Below are 7,652 nucleotides of genomic sequence, written 5' to 3'. Positions count from 1 at the left end.
AATCGGACAAATTGCTACACAATTTGTCCGATTGTCAGACCTGACCCCGAATCTTTGATGTAACGCAAAACCCCTTCTGCGCAATTAATGCAAGGTGGAATTACTTTCCACTCGTAGGAGGTGCTATGGCTGCAATGACTATCCACCTGGCCGGCGAAGTGATTTCCGCTATCGCCAAATGGGCGCCGCTGGAACATATGTCGGCGGAAGAATTCATCCTCAGCGCCGTCTCGGAAAAGTGCGACAAGGCCAACGCACTGGAGGAGGCGGAACGCTTCTGGCAGCAGCTGGCGGCGCCCCTGCCGGCGCGCAGTTAAGGCTGCAGCAGCGCCAGCTCCGCGCTCATATTGGCGATCGCCGTGGCGGTGTAGTTGTCCGTGAAGAAGGGATCGGCAAACAAGGTGCCCGCTTCGGCCTTGCCGCGCAGGTGCGCCAGGATCGAGGCGCGCTGGCTGTTGTAGCGCTCCTCCGGCACATGGGCGTATTCGGCGCGGATGCCGTGCGCATAAGCCTGGTACACCTCGGCTTCCTGGCCGAGGATGGCCAGGTCCACCGACAGCATGGTGTCTTTCAAAGGGTGCACCATGGCGCCGCCCTGGAAATGGTCGGTGGCGCGGATCAGGGTCGCCACTTCCTCGGCGCGCACGGCGTCGGGCTCCAGGCCGCTGCCCAGCCACAGGCGGGCGCTGGCTTCCTCATTCGAGACATCGCCGGCGCCGTGCGCGTACACCGCGTCGTGGAACCAGAAGGCGGCTTTCACCAGCGCCACATCGGCCGGCGCGGCGCCGGTATTGGCGGCCCAGGCGCGGATCTCGGCCAGGCCGTGCACCAGGTGGTCCAGGTTGTGGTAGTGGCGCCCGGCGCCGCCGTAGGCCGCAGCGCCGGTCAGGCGTTCGAACCATTCGGCGCAATGCGGGCGCTCGCGCCACAGGCTGTCCCACTCCTTGCGCAGCCAGGCCAGGATCCAGGCCTGGTAGGCCGGCGCGGGGACGAATTTCTTCATGGTCCAGTTCCAGCCGACCGGGCCTTCCAGCGCCTTCACGAAGCTGGAGCTGACCGAGCCCAGGTCGCGCGGCGGCATCACGAACAGCGTCTTGGAGCCGCCGATCACTTCCACATTGGTTTGCTGGATCAGGTTTTCGTAATCGAAATCGGCGGTGCTGCGGATGCCGCGGATCAGGTAGTCGACGCCGTTGCGCTTGGCCACGCGCGCCGTGTACTCGCTTTTGACGATCTGCACCGAGACATTATTCCAGCCACGCTCGGCGCAGCTGGCCAGCACGATGGCCTTGCGTTCTTCGGCGGTGAACTTGGGCGCCTTGCTGGAGTTCTCGGACAGGAAGACCACCACTTCCTCGGCGATGGAACGCGCTTCGCCAATGACCCACATATGGCCGTTGGTGATGGGGTCCAAGGTCCCCGAGAAACCGATCTTCTGCATTGCCCTGCTCCGGATGTCGAAAACGCCATTCTAGCGCGGGGCAAACTCCACCGTCACTTTCAGGCCGCCCAATCGTTCGGAGGCGTCCAGCAGCAGCTTCGCGCCATGGCGTTCGGCGATGGCGCGGATGATGGCCAGTCCCAGCCCGCTGCCCTGGGCCTCGCTGCCCGGCACGCGGTAGAAGCGGTGAAACACGCGCTCGCGTTCTTCCTGTGCGATGCCGGGGCCGCTATCCTCCACCACCAGGCGGGCGCCGGCGGTGGCGTGTCCGCCGGCCGCCGCCACCGGCGCCAGCACGGACACGTCCACCGTGCCGCCGGCCGGCGTGTACTTGACCGCATTGTCGACCAGGTTGCGCAGCAGGATCAGCAGCGCATCGCCCTGCCCCTGCACCGTGGCTTCGTCGACCTGTTCCAGCCCCAGGTCGATCTCGCGCCCTTGCGCGGCGCCGGCCATGTCGCCGACGGCGCGCTTGGCCAGGTCGGTCAGGCTGACCGGCTCCAGTTTGGCGTCGGCCGCTTCGGTGCGCGCCAGCACCAGCAACTGCTCGACCAGGCGCGAGGCGCGTTCGACGCCGGCCGACAGGCGGCCGATCGCCACCTCGCGCGCTTCGCTGCTGTCGGCGCGCGCCAGGCTGAGGATCTGCAGCTTGAGCGCGGCCAGCGGCGTGCGCAGCTCGTGCGCGGCGTCGGCCACGAAATTCTGCTGCGCTTCGAACGCCGTGCCGACGCGCTTGAACAGCAGGTTCAGTTCCTGCACCAGCGGCCGCACTTCGTCCGGCAGGTCGGCGTCCGACACTTCGGACAAGTCGTCCGCCTTGCGCGAGGCCAGCTGCCGCTGCACGCGCGCCACCGGCGCCAGCGAGCCGGACACCACCCACCACACCACCAGCATGAGCACCGGCGCCATCAGCGCGATCGGGCCGACGGTGCGCAGCGCCAGCGTGCCGGCCATGCGCTTGCGCACGGCCAGGTCCTGCGCGATCTGGATGGTCTGGGTCGCGGTCTGCGCCGAGAACACGCGATAAGTGGTGCCGTTGGCGCGCACATTGGAAAAGCCCAGCACCGCGCGCTGCGGCAGCTCGGCGCGCGACAGCGAGCGGAACACCTGGATGCCGTCCGGCGTCCACACCTGCACCACCATCTCGTCATTGCCGGGGTCGTTGGGGTCGGTGTTGCCGGTGGCGGCCATCGGCGCGTTGGAGCGCAGCGACATGGCCATCTGCTGCATGTGGTAGTCGAAGATCTGGTCGGCGTCGTTCAGGGCCGAACTGTAGGCGATCATGGCCTGCGCCACGGCGGCCATGGTGATGGCCGCCAGCAAAAACCATAGCAGGCGCCCACGCAGCGAGTGCGTGACGTTGACCTTCGGGACCGCCATCATCATGCTTTGGGCACCATGTAGCCGAGGCCGCGCACGTTCTGGATCAGTTCTGCCCCCAGCTTCTTGCGCAAGCCGTGGATATACACTTCAACCGCGTTGGAATTGACTTCGTCCTTCCAGCTGTACAGTTTTTCCTCCAGCTGGGCGCGCGACAGCACGATGCCCGGGCGCGCGATCAGCGCTTCCAGCACGGCCCATTCGCGCGCCGACAGGTTGACCGGCTGGCCGTTGGCGATCACCTCGCGCGTCTGCGGGTTGATCGACACGCCCTTGTGCTCGAACACCGGTTCGGCGCGGCCGGCGGCCCGGCGCAGCAAGGCGCGGATGCGCGCCAGCAGCTCGTCCAGGTCGTAGGGCTTGAGCACATAGTCGTCGGCGCCGGCATCGAGGCCGGCGATGCGCTGCTCCACCGCGTCGCGCGCGGTGGCCACCAGCACCGGGGTCAGCTCCTTGCGCGCGCGCATCGAGCGCAGCACTTCCAGGCCATCCTTCTTGGGCAGGCCCAGGTCGAGCAGCACCAGGTCGTAGGTCTGGGTCTGCAGGGCCGTGTCGGCCATGGCGCCATCCTTGACCCAATCGACCGCGTAGTGCTCGGCCCGCAGCAGGTCGAGCACCACCTCGCCGATCATCGTGTCGTCTTCTACCAGCAGGAGGCGCATTGCGTATTACCTTTCTTGTTTTTGTTAGCCGAGGCGCACCGGGATAAAGATGCGGTCCTCGCCGCGCTGGATCAGTAGCGCTACCGATTTGGTCGATTTTGCCACAAGGTCGCGTACCTCGTTGACCGAATTGACCGGGCGCCCGTTCACCGACAGCAGCACGTCGCCCGGCTGCACGCCGGCGCTGGCGGCGGCGCCGCCGGCATCCTCGATCAGCAGGCCCGATGCCAGGCCGGCTTCGCGCCGCTCCAGCGGGTCCAGCTGGCGCAGCGCCAGGCCAAGGCGCAGCTTGCTGGCCGCCTCGTCGTTCTGCACGGCGGCCACATTGCGTTCGGCGGCATTGCCCAGCTTGCCCTCCAGGGTCACGTTCTTGCCCTGGCGCCAGACTTCCAGCGTGACCTTATCGCCCGGCATGGCCTGGCCCACCATGGCCGGCAGGTCGCCCGAGGCCACGATCTTCTGGCCGTTCATCTTGCGGATCACGTCGCCCGCCTTCAGGCCGATCTTGTCGGCCGGGCCGCCGCGCTCCACGTTCGACACCAGCGCGCCTTCCGGCGACTCCAGGTCGAAGGAATCGGCGAAGCCCTGGTTCACCTCCTGCACCATCACACCCAGGCGCGCATGCACCACCTTGCCGGTGGCCACGATCTGGTCGCGGATGCGGGTCGCCACGTCGATCGGGATCGAGAACGACAGGCCCTGGTAGCCGCCGCTCTGGCTGTAGATCTGCGAGTTAATGCCGATCACCTCGCCCTTGGTGTTGAACAGCGGGCCGCCCGAGTTGCCGGGGTTGATCGCCACGTCCGTCTGGATGAAGGGCACGTTGGAGTCGTCCGGCAGCGAGCGGCCCTTGGCGCTCACCACGCCGGCGGTGACAGTGTTCTCCAGGCCGAACGGCGAGCCGATGGCCAGCACCCACTCGCCCACTTTCACGTCGGTGGAGCGGCCCAGCGGCACGACCGGCAGGTTTTTGGCGTCGATCTTCAGCACGGCGACGTCGGTTTTCGGGTCGGAACCGAGCACCTTGGCGCGGAACTCGCGGCGGTCGGTCAGCTTGACCGTCACCTCGCTGGCGTCGCGCACCACGTGGGCATTGGTCAGGATGATGCCGTCGGCGCTGACGATGAAGCCGGAGCCGACGCCGTGCGAAGGCGCCGGTGCGCCGCCGCGGCCACGCTGGCCGGGCACCTGGAAGCGGCGGAAGAATTCGTAGAACGGGTCGTTTTCCGCATCGGGATCGCCACGGTACTGGGCTTTGGTACTGCCGGTGGTGCTGATGTTCACCACGGCCGGCCCATTGCGCGAGGCGATCACGCTGAAGTCAGGCAGGGAAATCATCGGCGCCGGCACCGGGGCTGGCGCGCCCTGGGCGGCATTGGCCGGGGCGGCGACGACGGCTTGCGGCGATGCAAAAGCCTGGCTCTGCTGGACAGCGATGGCTGCACCGGCACCGACGACGCCGGCGGTGGCCAGGGCAAGGAACATGGTGGTGGTGTTGCGCATGATGTGACTCCTGATGGAAAACCTTTTCTGAACGGCTCCAATATGCGGGATGAAACTTAGACCCGTCTTAACGCAGAAAAGGCCGGAAATCCGGCCTTTTTCATGGGAGCACAGCGTGCTTACGCAGCGGCTTTTTGTTCCAGTGCGGTGTGGTTGACGACGCCGTCGATGGCGATCTTGCGCGCTTTCAGCGCTTCAGGGATCTCGCGCACCAGTTCAATGGTGAGCATGCCGTTGTCGAAGGACGCGCCGGTCACCTTCACGTGGTTGGCCAGCTGGAAGCGCTGTTCGAAGTCGCGGAACGCAATGCCACGGTGCAGGAAGGTCTTTTCCTGGCCGTCTTTCTGCTTGCGGCCGACAACCACGAGGGAGTCGCGTTCGGAGGTGATGTCGATCTCGCTGCGGTCAAAGCCGGCCAGCGCCATCACGATACGGTACTGGTCTTCCGACACCAGTTCGATGTTGTACGGAGGGTAGCTTGGCTGGTCGCCGCGGTGGGCGTCATTCAGCATCTGGGCCAGGCGGTCGAAACCGATTGCGGAACGATACAGTGGGGTCAGGTCAAAAGTACGCATGGTTATATCCTTTTCAAGTTAAGCGATATTTCAGGTCCCGCGGTCCCCTTCTGGGCAACCGCTGATTCGGATATAGGTGCCCCAAAATGGATTTCAAGGATTTTTTTTGATTTACTTTCCGAAACATTTGCCCCTGCCCTGCATGCTAAACTCGCCCGTCGCACTTTCCACCTTGAAATAAATGAAACTGTTTAAACAAACCGTCATCGCCCTGCTGCTGGGCACCGCCTTTGCCGCCCACGCCGGCCAGCCCGTCCCCGCCCCGGTGGACCAGGCCTACCCCGGCACGATCGTGATGAAGGTCGACGCCTCCAACACGGCGCAGAATATTTACCGCATCCAGCAGACCATCCCCGCCAAGCCGGGCAAGATGACGCTGCTGTTCCCGCAGTGGGTGACGGCGCAGCACGGCCCGACCGGCGCGCTGAACCAGTTTGCCGGTTTCAAGGTCAGCGCCAACGGCAAGACCCTGTCCTGGCGCCGCGACAACGTGAATGTGTACGCCTTCCATATCGAGGTGCCGGCCGGCGCCAAGGCGATCGACGTCGAGTACCAGCACCTGGCGCCGACCGAAGCGGCGCAAGGGCGCACCTCGATCACGCCCGACATGCTGGGCATCCAGTGGCAGTCGATGACCATGTACCCGGCCGGCTACGCCACCCGCCGCATCCCGATCCAGACCACGCTGACCCTGCCGGCCGGCTGGCAGTACGGCTCCGCGCTGGAAGAAGCCGAGCGCAAAGGCGATGTGGTCACCTTCAAGACCACCGACGTGGAAACCTTCGTCGACTCGCCGCTGTTCGCCGGCCGCCACTTCAAGCGTTTCGACCTCGATCCGGGCGCCAAACGTCCGGTGCACCTGAACGTGGTGGCCGACAGCGCGGAGGCGCTGGAGGCCAAGCCGGAGCACATCGAACTGCACCGCAACCTGGTCAAGCAAGCCTACAAGCTGTTCGGCTCGCAGCACTTCAAGCACTACGACTTCCTGTTTGCGCTGAGCGATGAATTCGGCCGCGTCGGGCGCGAGCACCACCAGTCCAGCGAGAACGCGCTGAAGACCGACTACTTCACCGACTGGGCCAAGACCGAATCCGAGCGCGGCCTGCTGCCGCATGAATTCACCCACTCCTGGAACGGCAAGTTCCGCCGCCCGAAAGGCCAGGACGTGCTGAACTTCAACCAGCCGCTGCAGAACGACCTGCTGTGGGTGTACGAAGGCCAGACCACCTACCACGGCCAGGTGCTGGCCGCACGCTCGGGCCTGATGAAGGCGTCCAGCATCAAGGACAGCATCGCCTCGGCCGCCGCGCGCTACAGCATCATGAAGGGCCGCGAATGGCGCTCGGTGCAGGACACCACCTATGACCCGATCATCAACGCGCGCCGCGCCATCCCCTGGTCCAACTACCAGCGCAGCGAAGACTACTACACCGAAGGCTCGCTGATCTGGCTGGACGTGGACACCAAGATCCGCGAACTGTCGGGCGACAAGCGTTCGCTGGACGACTTCGCGCTCAAGTTCTACGGCGTGGAGGACGGCCGCGTGGAAGCGCTGCACTACACCTTCGACGACGTGGTGAAGACGCTCAACGCGGTGCAGCCGCACGACTGGGCCACCTTCCTGCGCACCCGCACCGAGGAACTGGGCCCGGTGCCGCTGGACGGCATCACCCGCGCCGGCTACAAGCTGGTGTTCACGGAGAAGCAGACCGACTACCTGAAGGCGTCCGAAGAGCGCAGCAAGTCGGCCGACTTCACCTACTCGCTCGGCTTTAACGTCGGCAGCGAAGGCAAGATTGAAGGCATCCAGTGGGAAGGCCTGGGCTTCAAGGCCGGCCTGTCGGGCAACACCACCCTGCTGGCGGTGAACGGCCGCGCCTACAAGGCGGAAACGCTGCGCAAGGCCATCACCGAAGCCAAGACCAGCAAGAAGCCGATCGAGCTGCTGGTGAAACGCGGCCAGCAATACCGCACCATCGCGCTGGAATACTACGAAGGCCTGAAGTACCCGCGCCTGGAACGCATCGAAGGCACGCCGGACCGCCTGGAAGCGATCCTGGCGCCGCGCCAGTAAGCCCCGCCCCCAAGCGC

At 65.4% G+C, this 7,652-nt stretch carries 7 protein-coding genes; 2 read left to right on the top strand and 5 right to left on the bottom strand.

The window, feature by feature from the left end:
- Nucleotides 1–125: 125 nt before the first annotated feature.
- Nucleotides 126–317, top strand: coding sequence for a hypothetical protein (locus ACE3TQ_RS20105; RefSeq protein WP_374584296.1), 192 nt, complete (start codon nt 126–128; stop codon nt 315–317).
- On the opposite strand, the gene coaD is transcribed toward ACE3TQ_RS20105, so the two are convergent.
- The 5 genes from coaD to ACE3TQ_RS20080 form a co-directional block, all read right to left on the bottom strand.
- Nucleotides 314–1,441 (bottom strand): pantetheine-phosphate adenylyltransferase, encoded by a 1,128-nt coding sequence (coaD, locus tag ACE3TQ_RS20100; RefSeq protein WP_374584294.1) that lies wholly within the window; start codon nt 1,439–1,441, stop codon nt 314–316. The genes ACE3TQ_RS20105 and coaD overlap by 4 nt on opposite strands.
- 30 nt (nt 1,442–1,471) lie before the next feature.
- Nucleotides 1,472–2,824, bottom strand: coding sequence for an ATP-binding protein (locus ACE3TQ_RS20095; protein WP_374584298.1), 1,353 nt, complete (start codon nt 2,822–2,824; stop codon nt 1,472–1,474).
- Nucleotides 2,824–3,483, bottom strand: coding sequence for a response regulator transcription factor (locus ACE3TQ_RS20090; RefSeq protein ID WP_028104852.1), 660 nt, complete (start codon nt 3,481–3,483; stop codon nt 2,824–2,826). The genes ACE3TQ_RS20095 and ACE3TQ_RS20090 overlap by 1 nt, the downstream gene beginning before the upstream one ends.
- Before the next feature lie 24 nt (nt 3,484–3,507).
- Complete coding sequence (locus ACE3TQ_RS20085; protein WP_374584292.1) at nt 3,508–4,986, bottom strand: DegQ family serine endoprotease; 1,479 nt, start codon at nt 4,984–4,986, stop codon at nt 3,508–3,510.
- Between the two features lie 119 nt (nt 4,987–5,105).
- Complete coding sequence (locus ACE3TQ_RS20080; RefSeq protein ID WP_374584290.1) at nt 5,106–5,561, bottom strand: Hsp20 family protein; 456 nt, start codon at nt 5,559–5,561, stop codon at nt 5,106–5,108.
- Nucleotides 5,562–5,742: 181 nt separating this feature from the next.
- On the opposite strand from ACE3TQ_RS20080, the gene ACE3TQ_RS20075 reads away from it, so the two are divergent.
- Entirely contained in the window at nt 5,743–7,635 is a 1,893-nt protein-coding gene (locus tag ACE3TQ_RS20075) for a M61 family metallopeptidase (RefSeq protein ID WP_374584288.1), read from the top strand.
- Nucleotides 7,636–7,652 lie beyond the last annotated feature (17 nt).

It is taken from the genome of Pseudoduganella sp. (assembly GCF_041914865.1).
GTDB lineage: Bacteria > Pseudomonadota > Gammaproteobacteria > Burkholderiales > Burkholderiaceae_D > Rugamonas.
The sequence above is the reverse complement of the archived record's forward strand: the minus strand, read 5'-3'. Positions and strand labels throughout refer to the sequence as shown.